17 protein-coding genes are annotated in these 20,260 nt (G+C 57.5%); 13 read left to right on the top strand and 4 right to left on the bottom strand.

Annotated elements, in window-relative coordinates; translation table 11 throughout:
• Positions 1 to 3: 3 nt before the first annotated feature.
• Positions 4 to 720: an FkbM family methyltransferase gene (locus tag ETC00_RS12335; protein ID WP_171566383.1), complete on the bottom strand. Its 717-nt coding sequence runs from the start codon at positions 718 to 720 to the stop codon at positions 4 to 6.
• A gap of 279 nt (positions 721 to 999) precedes the next feature.
• Between ETC00_RS12335 and ETC00_RS12330 the strand changes: the two genes are divergently transcribed.
• The 3 genes from ETC00_RS12330 (at position 1,000) to ETC00_RS12320 (ending at position 3,779) form a co-directional block, all read left to right on the top strand.
• On the top strand, positions 1,000 to 2,262 hold the full coding sequence (locus tag ETC00_RS12330) for a glycosyltransferase family 2 protein (RefSeq protein ID WP_171566382.1): 1,263 nt from the start codon (positions 1,000 to 1,002) through the stop codon (positions 2,260 to 2,262).
• A gap of 126 nt (positions 2,263 to 2,388) precedes the next feature.
• The gene (locus tag ETC00_RS12325; protein WP_171566381.1) at positions 2,389 to 3,033 is read left to right on the top strand and encodes a class I SAM-dependent methyltransferase; all 645 of its coding nucleotides are present in this window, start codon (positions 2,389 to 2,391) and stop codon (positions 3,031 to 3,033) included.
• Between the two features lie 32 nt (positions 3,034 to 3,065).
• Entirely contained in the window at positions 3,066 to 3,779 is a 714-nt protein-coding gene (locus ETC00_RS12320) for a class I SAM-dependent methyltransferase (RefSeq protein ID WP_171566380.1), read from the top strand.
• 93 nt (positions 3,780 to 3,872) lie between these two features.
• Here the strand turns inward: ETC00_RS12320 and ETC00_RS12315 are convergent, their stop codons facing one another.
• The gene (locus tag ETC00_RS12315) at positions 3,873 to 5,609 is read right to left on the bottom strand and encodes a phospho-sugar mutase (protein ID WP_171566379.1); all 1,737 of its coding nucleotides are present in this window, start codon (positions 5,607 to 5,609) and stop codon (positions 3,873 to 3,875) included.
• Positions 5,610 to 5,767: 158 nt separating this feature from the next.
• Between ETC00_RS12315 and ETC00_RS12310 the strand changes: the two genes are divergently transcribed.
• From ETC00_RS12310 to ETC00_RS12270, 9 genes are all read left to right on the top strand, one after another.
• Positions 5,768 to 6,871, top strand: a complete 1,104-nt coding sequence (locus ETC00_RS12310) for a glycosyltransferase (protein ID WP_171566378.1) — start codon at positions 5,768 to 5,770, stop codon at positions 6,869 to 6,871.
• 7 nt (positions 6,872 to 6,878) lie between these two features.
• Positions 6,879 to 7,850: a GDP-mannose 4,6-dehydratase gene (gene gmd / locus ETC00_RS12305; RefSeq protein ID WP_171566377.1), complete on the top strand. Its 972-nt coding sequence runs from the start codon at positions 6,879 to 6,881 to the stop codon at positions 7,848 to 7,850.
• A 371-nt stretch (positions 7,851 to 8,221) separates the two neighbouring features.
• Complete coding sequence (locus ETC00_RS12300; RefSeq protein WP_171566376.1) at positions 8,222 to 9,247, top strand: asparaginase; 1,026 nt, start codon at positions 8,222 to 8,224, stop codon at positions 9,245 to 9,247.
• Positions 9,248 to 9,318: 71 nt separating this feature from the next.
• Positions 9,319 to 10,974, top strand: a complete 1,656-nt coding sequence (locus ETC00_RS12295; RefSeq protein WP_171566375.1) for a peptide ABC transporter substrate-binding protein — start codon at positions 9,319 to 9,321, stop codon at positions 10,972 to 10,974.
• A gap of 66 nt (positions 10,975 to 11,040) precedes the next feature.
• Positions 11,041 to 13,101 carry a sigma-54 interaction domain-containing protein gene (locus ETC00_RS12290; protein ID WP_171566374.1) on the top strand — a complete coding sequence of 687 codons (2,061 nt, stop codon included), beginning with the start codon at positions 11,041 to 11,043 and terminating at the stop codon, positions 13,099 to 13,101.
• A gap of 17 nt (positions 13,102 to 13,118) precedes the next feature.
• On the top strand, positions 13,119 to 14,561 hold the full coding sequence (gene pepV / locus ETC00_RS12285) for a dipeptidase PepV (RefSeq protein WP_171566373.1): 1,443 nt from the start codon (positions 13,119 to 13,121) through the stop codon (positions 14,559 to 14,561).
• A gap of 16 nt (positions 14,562 to 14,577) precedes the next feature.
• Positions 14,578 to 15,510, top strand: coding sequence for an ABC transporter permease (locus ETC00_RS12280; RefSeq protein WP_171566372.1), 933 nt, complete (start codon positions 14,578 to 14,580; stop codon positions 15,508 to 15,510).
• A gap of 9 nt (positions 15,511 to 15,519) precedes the next feature.
• Positions 15,520 to 16,458: an ABC transporter permease gene (locus tag ETC00_RS12275; protein WP_171566451.1), complete on the top strand. Its 939-nt coding sequence runs from the start codon at positions 15,520 to 15,522 to the stop codon at positions 16,456 to 16,458.
• A 19-nt stretch (positions 16,459 to 16,477) separates the two neighbouring features.
• Positions 16,478 to 17,500 carry an ABC transporter ATP-binding protein gene (locus ETC00_RS12270; RefSeq protein WP_171566371.1) on the top strand — a complete coding sequence of 341 codons (1,023 nt, stop codon included), beginning with the start codon at positions 16,478 to 16,480 and terminating at the stop codon, positions 17,498 to 17,500.
• A gap of 107 nt (positions 17,501 to 17,607) precedes the next feature.
• Here ETC00_RS12270 and ETC00_RS12265 read toward each other — a convergent pair whose 3' ends face one another.
• Both ETC00_RS12265 and ETC00_RS12260 read right to left on the bottom strand, forming a co-directional pair.
• Positions 17,608 to 17,985: a DUF3899 domain-containing protein gene (locus tag ETC00_RS12265; protein WP_171566370.1), complete on the bottom strand. Its 378-nt coding sequence runs from the start codon at positions 17,983 to 17,985 to the stop codon at positions 17,608 to 17,610.
• A 125-nt stretch (positions 17,986 to 18,110) separates the two neighbouring features.
• Positions 18,111 to 19,064 carry a superoxide dismutase gene (locus tag ETC00_RS12260; protein WP_171566369.1) on the bottom strand — a complete coding sequence of 318 codons (954 nt, stop codon included), beginning with the start codon at positions 19,062 to 19,064 and terminating at the stop codon, positions 18,111 to 18,113.
• 165 nt (positions 19,065 to 19,229) lie between these two features.
• Here ETC00_RS12260 and racE point away from each other — a divergent pair, with 165 nt between their 5' ends.
• Positions 19,230 to 20,042: a glutamate racemase gene (gene racE / locus ETC00_RS12255; RefSeq protein WP_171566368.1), complete on the top strand. Its 813-nt coding sequence runs from the start codon at positions 19,230 to 19,232 to the stop codon at positions 20,040 to 20,042.
• Positions 20,043 to 20,260 lie beyond the last annotated feature (218 nt).

Here is a 20,260-nt window from a genome sequence, read left to right as displayed (position 1 = left end):
TGTCTACCTCCGTACAAAGATGCCGTTAACCTGAAGCACTTCCCCTGTGGTGTAGTCTGCAAAATCCCTTTCCAGATAGAGCAGATCAAAACCCAGGCGATCCACGTAGTCAATCATGGCCGGATACAGCAATTGGTGCTGGTACAAAGGGACAAGCGACAGTTCCATTTCCAAGATGTCTACGTGGGGCAGCGTCCGTTGGGCCCCCTTGAGAACCTCCAATTCGTATCCCTGGACGTCCAGCTTGAGGTAGACGCGTTCGTGCGCGTGTATCAGTGACGGCAGCAGCGTATCCAAACGTGTGATGACGATGGTTTCCCTGCCGACGTAGCGCGAATCGGGAGCGCCGATCACGTGCCGGTCCAGCATCGGCAAAAGGGAACTGCTGTAGGAGTTGCCGGCGATGTTGATGATGGCCTGGCCTTCCGTACTGCCGAGCGCCACCTGCTTGCAGTCCCAGTGGGGATCGCTGGAGGCCAATTGCTGCAATTGGGCAAATTCCTTGGACAATGGTTCAAAGGAGACGATTCTGCCGCGATACCCTTGCTGTCTCAATTTGCTGGCGAATTGTCCGGTATTGGCACCGACATCCAGCACAAGGGCAATTCGTTTATGAGCAATCAATTGTGATCTGTTGGGAAACTGGCGGAAGACCCAGTCAAAATTGCGCGTATCCAAGGCAGTGCGGACGGCGTGTTTCAGGAATTGACGATTGTCCATTACAGGTTCTCCCCTCATCGTAAATGGCTGGCATCCGGATTTTGCCTTATAGAGTAGGATATGATCGCTTCACCCGAATGGTTTGGACAGCAGTGTCTTCGTGTTTCAGTTTTTTTTCAAAACGCTGTGCGTTCTCCCGCGGTCGGTCAGCCGCAGATGAAGGCCGCCTCACGTCCTGCTTTCCGGAAACATCGCCCGGTCTCGCCGCGGATTCGCTTTGCATAAGTTATCGTATCGTGCCGGGAAACATAACTTCTTACAACGAAGGAGGGATATGTGGTGGCTGTGGAAGATCTACCCTTGGTGAGCATCATTACGCCGTCGTTCAATCAGGGGCATTTTATCCGCCAAACGATTGAGAGTGTGCTGCAGCAGGATTATCCCAATCTGGAGCACATCGTGATTGACGGCGGATCGACAGATGAAACGCTGGCGATATTGGAGCATTTCAGCCAGGTTGACACGCGCTTTCGTTTCGTGTCCGAGCCTGACCGGGGTCAGTCCCACGCGATCAACAAGGGACTGGCGTTGGCCAGGGGAGCGATCATCGGCTGGCTGAATTCGGACGATACGTATGAGGCGGGGGCGGTCATGAAAGCCGTGAAGGCGCTATTAGCGCATCCCGAATGGGGGATGGTTCACGGCAAAGCCTATGTCATCAACGAATACAATCAAAAAGTTACCGTCTTTCCGTTTCCCCCAAAACTGCCGGTCGACGCCCGCGAACTGTTTGAATGCTGTCACATCTGCCAGCCGTCCGCTTTCATCCGGAAAGAGGTGATAGAAGAGGTAGGCGGAGTGGATGAGAAGCTGAATTTCTGCATGGATTACGACCTGTGGATTCGGATTGCCAAAACGCATCGCATCGGCACCATTGATGACTTTTTGGCCAACGCCAGATATCACGGCTCCAGCAAATCGGGCACGCAGTGGGAATCCATCGGAATACCGGAGGTGCTAAAAACCAGTCTGAAACACTTCGGGGCCATTTCCAACACGTGGCTTGCCGACCATTACGTCCCCCATTACCGAAAATACGGAATCTACCGGATCCTGCGCGATGTGAAAGCATACCAGATGTTCGGCAATACTCCGAAGCTGGTGGACATGAACCGATACCCGGACAGGATGGTGCCGATTCAGCTCGTCCTGTCCATCGAGGTCAATCCCGAGCATCCGCTTGACACGCTCTTGATCAAGGGACAAATTCCCCATCATATTCCCGCCCAGCCGCAGAACATTCAGCAGTTGACCGTAATGCTCAACGGTCAGCATGCCGGCAGCGTTCGCATACCCGCAAACCTGTTTGAGCTGGAGATTCCGCTTCATTCCGATCAAGCGGAGAACCGGGTAGAAATCTATTCTTCGTGGCATGTCATTCTTCCTGACAGTCAGGCAAACAGGCGAGTGTGCAGTTTTATGGCCTACGAGATTATGCCCCTGTCCCGGGAAGAAGCGGCGTTTTACCGTGTGTTTACAAAAGAGCAGCACAGGCTGAGAGAGTGGATTCGCGAAAACAGGCAGCCTGTTCCCCGACTCTGATCCCGCTCACCTATTTTTCACGCCCGTCCGCCAACGAACACGCCGCATTGAACATGCATGCATATCATAGCAGCATCGGAAAACAAGGCAGCACGTGCCAAAACTTGCGTGAGGGGGTGGCGGGCAATGAGCGGACACTTCATGCAATCGCCCACACTGCATGCCCGGTTTCTGGAAATACAGGCAAAAGTGGCGCCCATCCAGGGATGGGTGTGCGATCAAGCGGGCATGGTGCTATACCAGCTCGTGCGGTTTTATGCGCCTACCGGCACGGTCGTGGAATTGGGATCGTGGAAAGGACGGTCTACCGTTTGGCTGGCCCATGCTGTCAAAGACCGGGGCGCAGGCCGCGTATTTGCGGTTGACACCTGGGAGGGCACGAAAAACGGGGGACCTGATGAACAGACGTGCAAGACGTTATTGAAAGGGTATAAGGAAAACCAGCTGTTCGAAGAGTTTTTGCAAAATCTCACCAACGCCGGCGTGGCCGATTGTGTGCAGCCGCTGCGAGGAGATACGGGGGCTACTTCCTGGCATTTTCCCAGGAATAATCCGATCGGTCTGTTGTTTATCGATGCTGACCACAATTACGAGGCGGTGAAGCGCGACTTTTGGTCGTGGAGTCCGATGGTGCCGGCCGGAGGCTATGTCGTGTTTGACGACGTTCCGTCCTGGCCGGGACCCACCCGCCTCGCTTCGGAACTGCCTGCCTCGTACAGGCGGATCTACATGGGATGGAACATTTGCGTCTTTCAGAAGATGCAAGGCTGAGCTGTTACTGGAGAAGGGAGGGAATCGTCCGCATGAACCCTGCCGATTTTTTGGCCGGAATCTCGTTTCGCAGGATTCGGCCGACCGACCAACTGCCGGAGAACATGTATTTTGCCGACGATTTCGCGCTGCAGTCAACCAATACCGTGCTGCCGGCAGACGGATTAAGGTTGACGGAAAACATCCGCAGCGTGTGGGACATTCCCAAAATGTCCACCTTTGCGATCGGAGCCATCCTGAACCGCCTCGTTTCGCAGATGGCTCCCGGACACGCATACGTGAATGTCGGCGTGTGGCACGGATACACGTTTTTGGCGGGACTGGTCAACCACCCCGACAAAATCTGCATCGGGATTGACAACTTTTCGGCATTCGGCGGACCGCGTGACCGTTTCCACTATTACTTTCAACGGCATAAAAGCGGGAACCACAAGTTTTTCGAGATGGATTACGTCGAGTATTTCCAACGCGTGCACAAGGAGCAGATCGGCTGCTACATGTTTGACGGGCCGCACGACTACCACAACCAGCTGCTGGCGCTGCAGCTAGCCGAACCTTATTTCGCCGATGGCTGCGTCATCCTCGTCGACGATACAAACTGGGCCGATCCGCGCCGAGCCACCCTCGACTTCATCGCATCCAGGCCCGGTCGTTACCGAATCCTGATGGATGTCCAGACGGCCGGCAACGGTCATCCGACATACTGGAACGGCTTGATCGTGTTTCAAAAATGGCAGGAATCCTAGGTTGTGCCCCCGTTGCACAGACGGATAATGCAACGCCTCTAAAGGTGGGTTACCGCTTTAGAGGCGTTGTCGTTTTGATCCGCACAAAGCGGGCTATGGGGTCTGAAACAGGTGTCCGACCGCTTGCTTGAGCGTCGCCAGTTTGGTGTCTGCCTCTTTCAGAGAGTCACCCTTGACGCCGACATACAGCTTGATTTTTGGCTCTGTGCCCGACGGCCGGACGCAGAACCAGGATGCGTCGTCCAGCACGTATTTGAGCGCGTCGGTTTTCGGCAGGGTCAAGAGATCGGTTATGCCCAGGGCGATATTGCGGCGTTCGCCCGTCAAGTAGTCTTCCACGACAGCCACCTTTTTTCCGGCGATCTCCGTCAGCGGCCGGCTGCGCAGGCGGGACAGAGTGGATACCATTGCGGCCATGGCGTCTTTGCCCCTGCAGGTGATCGCATGCAGGTCTTCTCTGTAGTAGCCGTACCTGTCGTACAACTGGAGCAATGCGTCGTACAAGCTTCGCCCTTCAGCCTTGTGGCAGGCGCAGGCGTCGGCGATGAACAAGGCCGCCTGCACGGCGTCTTTGTCGCGGACGATGTCAGCCATCAGGTAGCCGCAGCTCTCCTCATAGCCAAACTGGAAGGTGTACGCGCCTGTTTTTTCAAACTCGCCCAGTTTCTCGCCGATGTATTTGAATCCGGTCAGCGTGTCGACGGTGGCCAGCCCGAAATCAGACGCGATCGCCCGTCCCATCTCTGACGTGACAATCGTTTTCAACACGACGCCGTTTGCCGGAAGAGCGCCGCTTCGCTGTTTTTGCGACAACAGGTAATGCAGCAGGAGCGCTCCGGTCTGGTTGCCGGTCAGCACGACGTAGTCTCCCTGGGGGTGCTTCACGGCCACCCCGAGGCGGTCACCGTCCGGGTCGGTTGCCACAACCAGGTCGGCCCCGACTGTTTTCGCATACTGAATGGCCAGGTCAAACGCGTGATGTTCCTCCGGGTTGGGGGAGGAGACGGTGGAAAAGGAGGGGTCCGCATCGGCCTGCTCCCTCACGACTGTGACGTGGCGGTAGCCAAAGGCGTTAAGCCCTTTTGTGATCGCTTCGTACGTGGTGCCGTGGAGCGGCGTGAACACGATGCGGACGGGATCGCCTGCCGGTTGGACGGCGGGCGGGATGCGGCGGCGGTGCAATTGTTCCAGATACGCCTTAAGCAGCTCGTCGCCAAGCGAACGCAACAAGCCGCTCGCCAGAAGCGACGATTCGTCCGCCGTCTCAATCCGCAGCTCGTCGCCTGCCTCTTCCATGTGTCTAAGCAGCATGTCGGCAGTCGCCGGCGTAATCTGTCCGCCGTCCGCGCCGTATACCTTAAACCCGTTGTATTCCGGCGGATTGTGGCTCGCCGTGATGACAATGCCGGCAAACGCTCCCAGATGGCGAACGGCAAACGACAGCAGAGGCGTCGGGCACAAGCGGTCAAACAAATGGACGCGAATGCCGTACCATCCCAGCACGTTGGCCGACTCCACGGCAAACGTCCGGGATTTGTGCCGGCTGTCGTAGGCGATCGCCACGCCCGCTTCCATCGCTGCTTTCCCGTGTGCGGTCACATAGCGGGCCAGACCCGCCGCCGCTTTACGCACGGTGTACAGATTGATCCGGTTGATCCCGGGACCGAGCTCCCCGCGCATGCCGCCGGTTCCGAATGCGATCGGTCTGGCAAAACAGTCTTCCAGTGTGTGGGGGTCATCCCGCAGGCTGTCCAACTGGGCGCGCAGTTCAGGATCAAGGTGGGCGAACGTCATCCAGCGCTGATAGTGGTCCTGCCAATGTTGGGTCATCGTTGTTTTCACTCCCGCTTGATAGTACCAGTTGTTGTTAGGGTATTACCGGGCGTCGGTCCTGGTGAACGATGCAGTCAAAGGAAAACCGGAACCGGCCTTGCCCCGGCGCCATATATTGAGGAAGAATGTCATTTTGGCAGTCCGGGGGTGAGCCGTTGAACGAGCGAATCAGGGTCAACTGGGTCGGGCCGCAATTTGCCGGCCACAGCATCGCTGTTGTCAACCGGAATCTCTGCAGGCAGCTGGAGCGAGATCCTCGCCTTCTCCTGAGAATGGAAGTGCCGCCGGACGAAATCGGACGGGTGCCGTCCAGCCGCGCCGCTTCGTTTGTACCATTTTCCGATGCAGACGCTGCGGTTGTCCACGAGTGGACGCCCAGGTGGGTGAAGCCGGCCGGGAAGCGCCGGATCTGCATGCAGGCCTGGGAGTACGGAGCCATTCCGCGCGACTGGTTCATCCCGTTACAGGAAGACGTCGATGAAATTTGGGTGTACAGCACCTACAACAAGGAATGCTACGTGCGCTGCGGCATTCCGGAAGAAAAAATCCAGGTGATTCCGCTGGGCGTCGACGAAACGGTCTTCCGCCCGGAGGCTGCGCCGCTACGCGTGGGGACGGCAAGTTTTTGCTTTTTGTTCGTCGGCGGCACCATCACTCGCAAGGGGATCGACCTCTTGCTAGAGGCATATGTGGACGAATTTACGGCGGATGACGATGTATGTCTGGTGATCAAGGACAACGGGGCAGGCAGCTTTTACAAAGGACAGACGTTTCACGAAGCAATCCGTCAAGCAGCTTCCCGGCCGCGCAGCCCGCGCATTGTCTATCTGGACCGGCACCTCTCCGATGAGGAAATGGCGGGTTTGTATGCGGGATGCGACTGCCTGGTTCACCCGTACAGGGGAGAGGGATTTGGGCTGCCGCTTGCGGAGGCGATGGCATGCGGCCTTCCCGTCATCGCGCCGGACCAGGGCCCCAGCCGCGATCTTTGTGACGGGCGGACGGCTTTTTTGCTCCCGGCCAGGGAGGTTGAGCTCCCCGCGCAGGGTACAGGTCTTCCGGAGACGGTGGCGCCGCCCTGGTGGCTGTCCGTCGACAAGCACGTCCTGCAAAAAACCATGCGCGCGGCCAGCGAAAACCGCTTGCTCGTCAAGCAAATGGGGCGCGCGGCCAGCGAGCGGGTGCGATCCGCCTTTACGTGGAAACACAGCGCAAAGGCCGTCCTCCGCAGACTGCAATCACTTGTGGAAAAGGAGTAGCGAGACCGTGACGAAAACAGCCTTCATCACAGGCATCACCGGCCAGGATGGGGCTTATCTGGCCAAGTTTCTGCTGGAAAAAGGATATCGGGTGGCTGGATTGCTTCCGCGGCGAAGCACCAGCAACCTGTGGAGACTGGAATACCTGAACATCGCGGACGAGGTGGAATACAGGGACGGAGACGTGTTGGATCTCTCGTCGCTGATCCGGGCTGTCAAGGCGGTCAAACCGGATGAGGTATACCACCTGGCGGCACAGAGCTTTGTCGGCTCCTCTTGGGAGCAGCCCATTTTGACCGCCGAGGTGACCGGTATGGGCGTGCTGCACATGCTGGAAGCCATTCGCGAGGTGGACCCGGGGATCAAAATGTATCAGGCGTCGTCCAGCGAACTGTACGGGCTGATCCAGGAACCGATGCAGTCGGAGCAAACCCCGTTCTACCCGCGCAGCCCGTATGCGGTTTCGAAGCTGTTTGGGTACTGGATGACGAAAAACTACAGGGAGAGCTTTGGCATGTTTGCCAGCAACGGCATCCTGTTTAACCACGAGTCGCCGCTGAGAGGGCTTGAATTCGTTACGCGGAAGGTGACCTACACCGTTGCGCAAATCGTGGCCGGCCGGAAAAAGGAACTTCGGCTGGGAAACATTCACGCCAAGCGGGATTGGGGGTTTGCGGGTGATTACGTGGAAGCGATGTGGCTGATGCTGCAGCAGGAAAAACCGGACGATTATGTGATCGCCACGGGAACCACCACGACGGTAGAGGAAATGTGCAAGATCGCCTTTGACTACGTGGGGCTCAATTATCAGGATTACCTCGTGATCGATCCGCAGTTGTTCCGTCCGGCGGAGGTGGACGTTCTGCTGGGGAATCCCGCCAAAGCGAAACGGGAGCTGGGCTGGATGCCCAAGACGGGATTGCAGGAACTGATTCACATGATGGTGGAGGCCGATCTGCAGAGAGTCAAACAGGCGTAGGGGATTGATTGAGGGATAAAGGGAGCATCAAGCAGCAGGCAAAAAACGTGAATCAACGCATCGGCATGTGCCGGGAAACAGTCTTGCCAAAGGCTGTTTTTTTTCGTTCCGGTTTCAAAACAATGGGGTGTCCGACTCAGAGGTGTTCACCTGATTGTGCTTAACCATGACCTGTTTATTATTTAGGACAACCTGTTAAGGTTAAGAGGACATCCTAAAAAACATCAAACAATGAGCACAGTCGCGCAAACAGCAATAATGTATGGAATTTTTCCAATCTTCTTTACGTATTCGTTATGTGGCATGAAAGTTGCTTCTATCTCATGTCGAAGAGTCATATTCTAACACTTCAACACAAAAGGAGACAAATCATGAACGTAGTAGCCAAGGTATACCGAGGGGAAATCGTGGAAAGTTCTCACCTCGGCCATGTAGCTGTCGTCGATGCACAAGGAACCCTGTTGTACTGGTACGGCGATCCTCACCGTCTCACGTTTGCCCGTTCCAGCATGAAGCCGATCCAGGCGATCCCGGTGGTGGAGACGGGAGCGGCGGACCGATTCGGGCTGGAGCCAGCCGATCTGTCGTTATGCTGCGCGTCGCACAGCGGGGAGCTCCGCCACCGCGAACGGGCGCTGGCAATGCTGGTCCGCTGCGGACATACGGAAGCAGCGCTCCAATGCGGAGCCCACGTGCCGCGGGACGAGGAGAGCTACAAGCAGCTGCTTCGGGAGGACAAGCCGCTGACGCCGGTTTACAGCAACTGCTCTGGCAAGCACGCCGGGATGATTGCCACCGCCGTTCATTTGGGCGAAGATGTGGCCACCTACCATCACCCGGATCATCCGGTCCAGCAGCGCATCCTCGATGCGGTCAGCGACCTGACCAGCTATCCGCGAGAGAAGATTGCGCTGGCTGTGGACGGCTGCGGCGTGCCGGTCCACTGTCTGCCGCTGTCCCATTGCGCCTGGGCGTACGCGAAGCTGGCCAAACCGGACGTAATTGCCGCCCCGCAGCGGCGACAGGCAGTCCGCCGCATCACTGATGCGATGACTGCCCATCCGGAGATGGTCGGCGGCAATCACCGCTACTGCACCGATCTGATGCGCGCGTTTCGCGGCCGCGTCATCGGCAAGGCGGGGGCGGAAGCGGTTTACTGCCTGGGGGACCGGCAGACCGGGCTGGGCATCGCAGTCAAGATCGAAGACGGAGGAGCACGCGCCCTTTACGCCGTCGTAAACGAAGTCCTGCGGCAGTTGGGGATCGGGACGGACGGCCCGTTGGAGGAATTGGCGGCGTACACGGAGCCGGCCGTGACCACCATGAGTGGGGTGGCTGTCGGGCGCATCGCAACCAGATTTGCGCTAAACCGAGACAGCATCGACTTGCGCGCGTAATAGCGGATGGCCGCCTGGCCGCACCTGCGGTTTGATCCATACAATTTACCGAGAAAAGGGGGAATGTTCCGATGAAGTTGCGCAAAGGATGGAAAGTCTTGAGCACGTCCGCCCTCTTGCTGGCACTGATGGTCACCGGCTGCAACCAATCGGCTGCACCGAATCAGCCAGGCAAAGGGCAGACGGCGGAAGCGGGTGGAGAGGCAGACACAACAGCCAAACTCCGTCTCAATCTGCGGACGGAGCCGCCGTCGCTCGATCCGCCAAAGGGCTTCGACAGCGTCTCCAATGAAGTGCTGAATGCAATCATGGAAGGGCTCGTCCGACTGGACAAGGATCACAAGCCGCAGCCGGCCATGGCGGAGCAGTGGACGATCAGCGATGATGGAAAAACGTACACGTTTACGCTGCGCGACAGTAAGTGGTCAAACGGGGACCCGGTGACAGCTCACGACTTCGAGTACGCATGGAAACGTATCGTCGATCCCCAAAACGCTTTCCCGTCCGCTTTCCTTGCCTATTTTATTGAGGGAGCCGAGAAGTTCAACAAGGGAGAGGGAAGCGCAGACGACGTAAAAGTGAAAGCGCTCGACGACAGGACGTTGGAAGTGAAGCTAACAGCGCCGACCGGCTTTTTCCTCAACATCATCACGCAGCCGACGTTCTTCCCGGTTCACAAAAAGTCGGTGGAAAGCAATCCGAACTTCGCTGCCGAAGCGTCCACACTCATTACCAACGGACCGTTCAAACTGACGGAGTGGGTGCATGACCAGACGGTGAAAGTGGAAAAGAACGAAGGCTACTGGGACAAGGATTCGGTCAAGATTGCCGGCATCGACTGGGTGATGGTAAACGACGAAAATACCCAGTACCAAATGTACAAAACCGGACAGCTTGACATGGTCCAATCTGTGCCCAACGACTTGAAAAAGCGGTTGATCGATTCAGGGGAAGCCAAAGTGATGTCGGAAGCATCCGTCTACTACTACCGGATGAACACGTCCATGCCGCCGTTTACGAACAAGAATATCCGCAAGGCGTTTGCTCTGGCGATTGACCGGAAGGCGTTAATCGAAAACGTCACGCAGGGCAACGAACTCCCTGCTTTGGCTCACGTGCCAACCGGCTTGCTGGAACCGGACGGACGCGACTTTCGTGAAGTGGGAGGGGACTATTTTAAGGACAATGATGTCGAACAGGCAAAAGCGCTGCTGAAAAAAGGCATGGAAGAGGAAGGCTGGACGACCCTGCCGCCCGTTACCATGACCTACAACACCAGTGACGCGCACAAGGCGATAGCCCAAGTGCTGCAGGAGATGTACAAGAAAAACCTCGGTGTTGACGTGAAACTGGAAAACAAGGAATGGAACGTGTTTTTGGCGGAGCAGCGCGCACGCAAGCTTCAGTTCTCCCGTTCCACCATTCCGGCTGACTATGCTGATCCCTACAACTTTCTGGAACTCTATACCACCGATCATCCCGGCAACCGCATCAACTACAGCAATAAGGAATACGACGCACTTGTGCAGAAGATCCGCAGCACGGCTGACGAAACCGAGCGCTTCAAGCTGATGCACGAAGCGGAGAAGATCTTCATGGAGGACATGCCGATTGTGCCCATCTATTTCAGAACGGTGGCGTACATGGAACAGCCGAACGTGAATGGGATCGTTCGCCATGCTGTTGGCACGATTGATTACAAGTGGGCGGTGATTTTAAAGAAATAATACAATGAAGACAAGGGCTGAAGCTGCGCGCCCTTGTCTTCACTTTACAGCATGGAGCGGGTTGTGATGAAGAAAAAAACGGTAACATTTGTCGCCAAAATGGACGAATTTTTGCAGTCTGTGGTCAGCCAATGCCGTGATTTGGGCATCTCCGAGGATTTTCACATCGAAGGCAGGCGCGTGGATCAACTGCCTTACTGGCCGATTGCAGATGGTTCGCTCGTTGTCCTGTCCTCCAAAAGCATCTATCCGCAGGTGGCGGCGTATCTGCCGCCGGGAGCGAAGGTGATCATTGCCAAGCGGATGCTGCCGTATCACAATTTGCGGGAAATGTTGGAAGTGCCCAAAGGGGTAAAGGTGCTGCTTGTGAGCGATACGGAGGAGACGGCGAAGGAGTCGGTCAGGCTGCTGATTGACTCCGGCATGGATTTTGAGCTCTACCCGTACTATCCGGGGGCCGATTATCCGCGCGACATTGAGATTGCCGTCACGCCGGGTGAGGCCGAACACGTGCCGGGCACCATCCGCAAAGTGGTGGACATCGGCTTCCGGCTTATCGACCTGTCCACTTGGCTGGAGATTTACGCCCATTTCGACAGCGATAATTTTCAGCGGGTGACCGCCCGCGCGATGCAGTCGCTGATCGATATCACGAAACAGTTGAGCAACGAGATTCATCACGCCCACCTGCTGCACAAATACCTGGAGGCAATCGTCAACCGAATCGAGGATGCTGTGATTGCCATGGACGAAAAGGATACCATCCGGTTTATCAACCAGAAGGCGGTGGACACCCTTCACCTGCAGGGTGTGCCGATTCAGGGGGAAAAAGCGGTCCATTGTCTGCCGCCAGACTTTTACGAAATGATTCGGCAGTGCGACGAGAACGACGACGTACTGGTGGATTGGGGCGGCCGGACGTATTTTTTCCGCAAAATGCACATCGTCATGGAGGGGCGGTTTTTCGGCAGCCTGCTCTTGTTCCGCAAGGCTGCGGAAATCGAACAGATGGAACACGACTACCGTATGCGCCTGTACAGCAAAGGGCTGGTGGCCAAGTATCACTTTGACGACATCTGTGGAAAAAGCCTCTCTTTTCAACAGGTGCTGCGAATCGCCCGCAAGATTGCCCGCAGCAACTCAACAGTGCTCTTGCTGGGTGAAACGGGAACGGGTAAAGAACTGTTCGCGCAGGCCATTCACAACGCCTCTCCCCGCAGGCGGGAGCCGTTCGTCGGTGTGAATTTTGCCGCCATCTCCGAATCACTGTTGGAGAGTGAGCTGTTCGGCTACGAGGAGGGGGCGTTCACCGGTGCGCGCAAGGGAGGACACATCGGCTGGTTTGAATTGGCCCACAAGGGAACGATTTTTCTCGACGAGATCGGCGATGCCAGCGGTGCGATCCAAAACCGGCTGCTGCGGGTGCTGCAGGAGCGGCAAATCATGCGGGTGGGAGGCAACAAAGTCATCCCGATCGACATTCGCGTCATCGCCGCGACCAACCAGGATTTGCAGCGCATGGTGCGTGAAGGACGCTTCCGCGCTGATTTGTACTATCGGTTAAACATCCTGCCCATCCACCTGCCGCCCCTCAGACAGCGGCCGGAAGACATCCCCTTGTTGGCGGAGGAATTTATTCGCAAATACTGCCAAGAGATGCGCCGCCCACCGTTTACACTTACGCAGGAGGCACTGAAGGCGATGCAGGAGTACGATTGGCCCGGTAACATCCGGGAATTGGAAAACGTGATGGAATACCTGGCCCACGTAGTAGAGGAGGAAGTGTATGCCATCCACCTGCCGTTTATGCAGGAGTCTTTTGCCGTTCCGGCCGATGATGTGCTTGCGGACGAATGCCGGACGCTGTGCGAGGCATACGAACAGCGCGGCTTTTTGGACGATGTCGTCGCGATCCTGCATGTTTTGAAACAGCAGGGGAGCGGGAGGTACGCGTTGGGCGAGCAGCTCAGCCGGCAGGGAATCGAGCTGAGCGGCCAACAAGTGCGGTACCGTTTAAAGCTGCTGCAGCAGGACGGGCTGATACACGTCGGCAAAGGACGGCAGGGCAGCCGCCTGTCCACTAAAGGGGCGGTGTTTCTCGCCTGCTGTGAGAAAAGCCGGGGATAAACGGAGGAGGGAGTAAGATGAGCGGTCACTTCGAATATTGGAAGCAGAAGGCTTTGGCACAGCGCGAAGCCTATTTGGAAACGCTGCAGTCTTTTCTGAGGATTAACAGCATCGAGGATATGTCGACCGCCGGTCCGGGCAAACCGTTCGGCGACGGAGTGGCGCAGGCCCTGAACTTCATGCTGGAGTTGGGGCGATCAGACGGCTTTGCGGTGAAAAACCTGGAGGGTTACGCCGGATACGTGGAACACGGAGAGGGCGAAGAGGAAGTGGGAGTGCTCGTCCACGTCGACGTAGTCACTGTTGGTGAAGGATGGACGACACCGCCGTTCGAGCCGCACATCCGCGACGGTAAAATCTACGCCCGCGGCGCCATCGACAACAAGGGGCCGGCGCTGGCCGCCTTTTTCGCGCTGAGGCTGCTCAAGCAGTCGGGTCTGCCGCTCACCAAACGCGTGCGCCTGATTATCGGCACTGACGAGGAGAGCGGCTGGTTGTGCATGAAGCACTACGCCGAACGGGAGGTGCTTCCGGAGATCGGCTTTTCACCGGACGCATCGTTTCCGATCATCCACGCCGAAAAGGGGCAGATCAATCCGACACTGATGCTGGCTGCACAGCCAGGGGCCGCGGCGGACGAAGGTTGGCAGCTGCTGTCGTTTGCCTCCGGTGATCAAGGCAACAGCGTGCCGGATAAAGCGACTGCCTCGGTGATGGTACCGGCGGGAGCGGAGGCGAAATCAGCCGCGGCTGCTGTGACCGAACGCTGGAACGCGTTTCTCCTTGCCAGTGGTGTGACGGGACGGCTGGAGCCAAGAGCGCCTGACGTGTTGGCGTTTCAACTCGACGGCAAGCCGGCTCACGGCATGGAGCCATTCAATGGAGTCAACGCCGGAACGCTGCTGGCACGTTTTTTGTACGACTACCCGTTTGCCGGTACCGATCGCCTGTTTCTCCGCTTCCTCGCAGAGGTTTTGCACGAAGACCACTACGGTGAACGGCTGAACGTAGCATGTCAGGACGAGGTGAGCGGAGCGCTGACCGTCAACGCAGGCATCCTTCGCTACACCAGGAGCGAGGGAGGGCTTGTCCGGCTGAACATCCGCTATCCCGCCACCTTGGCACCGGAGCCGTACGTGGAGCGGCTGATGGCGCGCATCCAGGAGCTAGGCTGGATGTTGTCAAGCGTGCGCACCTCCAAGTCCCACTACGTGCCAGCGGACCATCCCGTCATCCGGACGCTTTCCCGCGTGTATGAGCAGCATACCGGCGCCCCCGCTCGCCTGCTCGCTTCCGGCGGCGCCACTTATGCCAAGACGCTGAAAGCCGGCGTGGCATTTGGCCCAGTGTTCCCCGGGAAAGAGTCGACGGCCCACCTCGCGGACGAGTATGCGGAGATTGACGATCTGCTTCAGGCGATGGCGATCTACGCCCAGGCGATGTACGAGTTGGCCAAATAGAGAAGGAGGAGCACGCATGTTCCATTACTTGGCAAAGCGCGTCCTGATGATGCTCTTGACGCTGTGGATCATCGTGACGCTGACCTTTTTGCTGATGCATGCGATTCCCGGCGATCCGTTCGCTTCCGATTCGGATCAACTGCCGGAGCAGATCCGCGCTAATCTGCGAGCCAAATACCATTTGGACGAGCCGCTGCCGATTCAATACGTTATTTATCTGAAAAATCTGATGATGTTGGATTTGGGGCCTTCCATCAAATCTGATACACGTGGTGTCAACGATATGATCGCGGACGGATTTGGCGCATCGGCCTTGCTGGGCATGCAGGCGGTCGCGATTGCGCTGGTGTTCGGCATTTTCTTCGGCATTGTTGCCGCACTCAACCGCGGCAATTGGATCGATTACGGGGCGATGGCCCTGGCTGTCCTCGGCGTGGCAATCCCCAGCTTCATCATGGCCCCGCTGCTGATCAACTATTTTGCAATCAAGTGGCCAATCTTTCCCGTCGCCACCTGGGGGACCTGGCTGCATACGGTGCTGCCGTCGCTGGCGCTGGCGTTCGGTCCGTTGGCGATCATTACCCGCTACATGCGCGCCAGCATGATTGAAGTGATGAACCAAAACTACATCCGCACCGCAGAGGCGAAAGGGATTCCCACCTGGGCAGTCGTGGTCAAACACGGAATCCGCAATGCGATCCTGCCGGTAGTTACGTTCCTGGGGCCGCTGATTGCATCGCTGATCACCGGTACGTTCGTCGTGGAAAAAATCTTTGCCATTCCCGGGATTGGCAAATACTTTGTCGACGGCATCTTCAACCGCGATTATCCAGTCATTTTGGGAACGACTGTTTTTTACAGCTCCATTCTGATAGTGACCATCTTTCTGATCGACGTGGCGTACACCCTGATCGACCCGCGGATCAAATTGAGCAACAAGGAGGGATAGGAAGTGGCGATGGAACAAAAAGTCGATCCCCTGTTTCGCCCGCTGGTCAAACGTAAGCAGGCTGACGCAGCATCTGCCCGCCCGAGCCTGAGCAACGCCCAACTGGTGATTCGCAAGCTCGTGAAAAACAAGCTGGCGATGCTGGGCTTCGTCATCATCGTCGCGCTGGTCGCGATGTCGATCATCGGGCCGCATCTCGTCCCGTACAGCTATTCCGACCAAAATCTGTTAATGAAAAACAAGCCGATTTCCGATGAGCACTGGTTCGGGACAGACGATTTGGGCCGGGACATGTTTGCCCGCACCTGGTACGGCGCCCGAATCTCACTGACGATCGGGGTGGTGGCGGCGCTGATCGACCTGATCATTGGCGTGACCGTCGGCGGCATCGCCGGGTACATGGCAGGCAGGGGCAAGCGGGGGGATCGGATTGACAACGTGATCATGCGGTTGATCGAAGTACTGTACGGACTCCCTTACCTTTTGGTCGTCATCCTGCTGATGGTCGTGATGGAGCCGGGCATGTTGACGATCATCATCGCATTGTCTGCGACGGGGTGGGTGGGAATGGCCCGTCTGGTGCGGGGGCAAATCCTGCAGTTGAAAAACCAGGAGTTCATCCTCGCCGCTCAGGTGCTCGGGGCAAATTTTCCCCGCATTTTGTTCAAACATCTGATCCCCAACACGTTTGGCGTGATCATTGTCAACCTGACGTTTACCATCCCGTCGGCGATCTTTGCCGAGTCATTCCTCAGCTTTCTCGGCCTGGGCGTACAGGCACCGGTAGCCAGTTGGGGAACGATGACCAACGACGCGCTTGGGGTCATCCTCACCGGCGACTGGTGGCGGCTCTTTTTCCCGGCACTGATGATCTCGCTGACGATGTTTGCCTTCAACGTGTTTGGCGATGGTCTGCAGGATGCGCTTGATCCGCGTCTGCGCGAGTAAGAAAAAGGGGGGAACTGCGATGGCCGAACAACATTTGCTGACCATCGACAATTTGAAAGTACACTTCAAGACGTATGAAGGGGAAGTACAGGCGGTACGCGGTGTCTCCTTCCATGTGGACAAGGGAGAGACAGTGGCGGTCGTCGGTGAGAGCGGCTGCGGCAAAAGCGTCACGGCCCAGGCGATCATGGGCCTGGTCCCCGCCCCGCACGGCCGGATTGTCGATGGCCGGATCGTCTTTGAAGGAAAAGAGATTACGGCGATGAGCAAAAAAGAGCAGTTGGAGATTCGCGGCGCGCAGATCAGCATGGTCTTTCAGGACCCGATGACGGCGCTCAATCCGACAATGAAAGTGGGAAGACAGATCGCGGAGGGAATCGTCCGGCATCATCGGGTCTCGCGGGAAGAGGCGCATAAGCGGGCGATTGAGCTGCTGCGCATGGTGGGGATCCCCGACCCGGAGAAGCGGGTCGACCAGTTTCCACACCAATTCAGCGGCGGGATGCGGCAGCGTGTGGTCATCGCCATCGCCCTGGCATGCCAGCCGAAGCTGGTGATCGCCGACGAACCGACCACCGCATTGGACGTGACGATTCAGGCCCAGATTCTCGATCTGCTAAAGCGGCTGCAGAAGGAACAAAGGTTGTCCGTGCTGATTATCACCCACGACCTGGGTGTGGTGGCGGCAATCGCCCACCGGATGGTGGTCATGTATGCCGGCGTGGTCGTGGAGACCGGCAGCGTGCAGGACGTCTTCTCCCATCCCCGCCATCCCTATACCTGGGGACTAATGCGCTCCCTGCCCCGGCTGGACGGGGAAAAGCAGCGGCTGGTGCCGATCGAGGGGGCGCCGCCTGATCTGCTGCATCCGCCCAAAGGCTGCCCGTTTGCGCCCCGCTGCGAATTTGCCATGGAAATCTGCGACCGGCAGATGCCGGAGCCTGCCGTGTTTGGTGGAAGTCATCAGGCTGCCTGCTGGCTGCATGACCCGCGCGCCCCGCGCATCGAGGAACTGGTCGCGGCCGGGAGGCAGACAGAATGACAGGGCGCTTTCCGGGAGCAAAGATGCTCGGCGGCGCTTTCCATCGAGGAGACTGCGCGGAGGCAAGTGCGGACAGGCCATGGGGCGACCTGCCATCTGTGCGCGGACTAGCGGTAGTGCCAAACGAGCATCGCGACGGAAAAGACAATCAGGGCGGCTCCGCTCCAAAGCAGAAGAGACGTTCCGATTCGGAAGAACGTCTCTTTTTTTTGGGCAAAAACGGTGTCAACCATGTTGTGCCAGTCGCTCTCCAGCACGCGAGGACGGCGGAAGAAAAACGTTTTCAACCGTTTAAAGCCGGCGCCAAACACGGTAAAGAATCCAGAGCGGACAACCAAGGAGATACAGCCGAGGACAAGCAGGGAGAGTCCGGCCAGGAAACTCCGGTTAATGATCGTCAGAAGCGCTTCGCCGGCTGGGGACAGACCTGCTGCCAGAGCGGCTGCTGACACAATGATCAGGAAAAGCATGGCGACTGCGAGCATTACATTCACGTCCTTTTGCCGGAAGATGAGCAACTCATTTACGATTGAGTTAATTCGCTCATAAAACACGTCGCCCCTTCCGGCAGAGGAGGGATGGATTGTTGTGTCTCGGTACGGTTTGTGCCTCAATACGGTTGCCAGCGCAGACGTCTCGCCTGCTGAAAGCGCTCCTCGACAGCCCGCCAGTTGACGACATTCCACCAGTTGTTGACATACTTGTCCCGTTGATTTTGGTATTGCAGGAAGTAGCTGTGTTCCCAGACGTCCAGCACCAGCAGGGGTACGACGTCCCACTGAGAGAGGTTCTGGTGCTTTTCCGCCTGGAGGATTTCCAGGTGCTGTGCTCGCGGCGACCAGACGAGGATTGCCCAGCCTGGCCCCTCCACTTGTATGGCGGCTTGCGTGAACTGGGCCTTGAAGGCGTCAAACGAGCCGAAGTAGCGCTGGATGTACTCGGCCAGATCGCCTTGCGGTTCACCGCCGCCATCCGGGTGCATGACCTGCCAGAAGATCGTGTGCAGGTAGTGGCCGGCGCCGTTAAAGGCCAGTTCCCGCTCCCAGTGGCGGATCAGGGCAAAGTCGTTTTTGGCTCGCGCCTCCGCCAGCTTCAGTTCGGCCTTGTTCAGGTCTTCCACGTATTTGCGGTGCAGTTTGTCATGGTGGATGCGCATGGTCGTCTCGTCAATGTACGGCTCCAGGGCGTCGTAGGCGTACGGCAGGGGAGGCAGCGTATGGCGTCCGACGGGTACGGGGCGGGCGACGGGAACCGGTTGACGGGATGAGGAAAAGGCTGCTTTCATGGTCTCCGGCTGTTCCTGTTCGTTGTATTGGATCAGGCGGAGGAACTGGTGAAACTGCTTTTGCACCTCTTCCGCCTTGGCAACGAGCGCGGGAACGGCCTCGTGGTGAGAGGATTTCTTTATCTGTGCCGCTTTGCGGCCGATCAGCGTAAACGCTTCGTCAAACTTGTGCAGGTGGCGCTCAAGCTCCCGGCCGAGCTGCATTGATTTTCGCAGGTGCTCAATCCACTGAGTGCCCCACTGGCTCCAGTGGACGAGGTGTTTGATCTGTTCTTCCAACGCGATTCCTCCTTTTCTCGCTTATCTATTTCAGCGTATGAAAAGCGCCCAGGGATGGTGCGGCATGTGCGGAGTACGTGGCACCGGCGGATCGCATATGGTTATACCACGAACGCAAAAAGTGGTATGCTGGGAGATGGACATTACAACAGGGGAGACACACAGATGAGCGACCAACGAGCAATTGCCATTATCGACTCAGGAGTGGGAGGCCTGACGGTAGCGAAAGAAGTAATGCGGCAGCTGCCCGACGAACGGATTCTGTACTTCGGCGACAATGCCCGATGCCCGTACGGCTCCAAGTCGCCGGAAGAGATACGCGCCTGCAGTTTTCAACTGATTGAGTTTGTCACCCGATATCCCGTAAAGGCTCTGGTTGTGGCCTGCAACACCGCGACAGCAGTCGTCCTCAAGGAGGCGCAGCAGCTCCTGCCGCTGCCGGTCATCGGTGTGATTGAGCCGGGAGCGCGAGCGGCGGTGCGGGCCACGAAAAACGGCCGGATTGGTGTGATTGGGACAGAGACGACGATCCGCACCCGCGCGTACGAGCAAGCCCTGCTGCGGCTGCGGCCGGAGACGTATGTGGCTGGGCTCGCCTGTCCAGCGTTTGTTCCGCTGGTGGAACACCATCAGCAGCATACAGCGGAAGCGCGCCAGGTAGTGGCCCGTACGCTGGAGCCATTGATCCGGGAAGAATTGGACACACTGATTCTGGGCTGCACCCATTACCCGCTGCTGGCCCCTGTCATTCAGGACGTGATGGGGCCGTCCGTCACCTTGATCAGTTCTGCGGAAGAAACCGCGCGGGAATTGACCCGGCATGCCTCGATTGCGAGAGCGGACAAAACGTCTGCGGCTCCCGACCATCTGTTCTTCACCAGCGGCGGCGCCGACAATTTCCGCTCCATCGCGGAGGAGTGGCTGGGCCGTCGGGTGAAGGTGGAGCATAGATCGTTGGAGGAGTCGTATCAACCATAAGAAAGAGGCAAGAAAGCGGCGCCAATCATGGCGCCGCTTCAGACTGAAGACAAACGGTTCATTGAGTTAGCGTCCACAAAAAATGATTTCCAGGCCGGAAGGCCTGCCCATTCATCAACCGAAGCGGAAGACAATGGGCATCGCATGGAGGGATGGGCCAAGCGAGCTCCTTTGACGACCGGCTCAGCGGAAAAACGAAGACGCGGGGACCAACAGGG

The sequence above is a fragment of the Brevibacillus sp. MCWH genome, from assembly GCF_013096935.1.
In the GTDB taxonomy this organism is placed as follows: domain Bacteria; phylum Bacillota; class Bacilli; order Brevibacillales; family Brevibacillaceae; genus Brevibacillus; species Brevibacillus aydinogluensis.
Note: the sequence above shows the minus strand (reverse complement) of the source record. Positions and strands in the feature narration are given on the sequence as shown.

What these genes read in the sequence shown, in the direction of transcription:
- ETC00_RS12335 (WP_171566383.1), bottom strand. Translation starts at nt 720, where the DNA reads ATGGACAATCGTCAATTCCTGAAACACGCCGTCCGCACTGCCTTGGAT.
- ETC00_RS12325 (WP_171566381.1), top strand. Translation starts at nt 2,389, where the DNA reads ATGAGCGGACACTTCATGCAATCGCCCACACTGCATGCCCGGTTTCTG.
- ETC00_RS12320 (WP_171566380.1), top strand. Translation starts at nt 3,066, where the DNA reads ATGAACCCTGCCGATTTTTTGGCCGGAATCTCGTTTCGCAGGATTCGG.
- ETC00_RS12315 (WP_171566379.1), bottom strand. Translation starts at nt 5,609, where the DNA reads ATGACCCAACATTGGCAGGACCACTATCAGCGCTGGATGACGTTCGCC.
- ETC00_RS12300 (WP_171566376.1), top strand. Translation starts at nt 8,222, where the DNA reads ATGAACGTAGTAGCCAAGGTATACCGAGGGGAAATCGTGGAAAGTTCT.
- ETC00_RS12295 (WP_171566375.1), top strand. Translation starts at nt 9,319, where the DNA reads ATGAAGTTGCGCAAAGGATGGAAAGTCTTGAGCACGTCCGCCCTCTTG.
- ETC00_RS12290 (WP_171566374.1), top strand. Translation starts at nt 11,041, where the DNA reads ATGAAGAAAAAAACGGTAACATTTGTCGCCAAAATGGACGAATTTTTG.
- pepV (WP_171566373.1), top strand. Translation starts at nt 13,119, where the DNA reads ATGAGCGGTCACTTCGAATATTGGAAGCAGAAGGCTTTGGCACAGCGC.
- ETC00_RS12280 (WP_171566372.1), top strand. Translation starts at nt 14,578, where the DNA reads ATGTTCCATTACTTGGCAAAGCGCGTCCTGATGATGCTCTTGACGCTG.
- ETC00_RS12275 (WP_171566451.1), top strand. Translation starts at nt 15,520, where the DNA reads ATGGAACAAAAAGTCGATCCCCTGTTTCGCCCGCTGGTCAAACGTAAG.
- ETC00_RS12270 (WP_171566371.1), top strand. Translation starts at nt 16,478, where the DNA reads ATGGCCGAACAACATTTGCTGACCATCGACAATTTGAAAGTACACTTC.
- ETC00_RS12265 (WP_171566370.1), bottom strand. Translation starts at nt 17,985, where the DNA reads ATGCTCGCAGTCGCCATGCTTTTCCTGATCATTGTGTCAGCAGCCGCT.
- racE (WP_171566368.1), top strand. Translation starts at nt 19,230, where the DNA reads ATGAGCGACCAACGAGCAATTGCCATTATCGACTCAGGAGTGGGAGGC.